Annotated in this window: 1 protein-coding gene; it reads right to left on the bottom strand. The window is 61.9% G+C overall.

Features of this window, described 5'->3' with window-relative positions:
• Nucleotides 1–266: helix-turn-helix domain-containing protein (locus KNP02_RS14760; RefSeq protein ID WP_214710308.1), on the bottom strand; the 266-nt coding region annotated here is incomplete at its 3' end.
• Nucleotides 267–367 lie beyond the last annotated feature (101 nt).

The raw sequence follows: 367 nt of genomic DNA, 5'->3' as shown, positions 1-367 counted from the left end.
AACTTCGCGAACGCCGCGTCGAGGTGCAGCTTCGCGTTCGCGAGCGCGAGGCTGTCCGCCTCGCACAGGAACGGGAACAGCGGCTTGTAGGAGGCCGGTGTCGGCGGCTTCCGTTTCGGCCCGCCGCCCGCCTTCGCCTCCTCGTGGATCTTGATGCGGTCCTCGAGCAATTTGTTGTAGACGAAGCGGGCGCAGCCGATCGTCTTGACCAGGAACTCGGCCTGTGCCGGCGTGGGGTGGAGCCGATATTTGTAGCCTTTCAGCACGTCTTTCCCTCCTTCTCCATATGGTCGGATGACTCTCGTCCCATTCCGATACCCGCGGAGGGGGCGAGGAAATCTGACGGAATCACGAACTTTTGTTCGTT

It is taken from the genome of Exiguobacterium sp. s40 (assembly GCF_018617905.1).
GTDB classification, from domain to species: Bacteria; Bacillota; Bacilli; order Exiguobacteriales; family Exiguobacteriaceae; genus Exiguobacterium; species Exiguobacterium mexicanum_A.
Note: the sequence above shows the minus strand (reverse complement) of the source record. Positions and strands in the feature narration are given on the sequence as shown.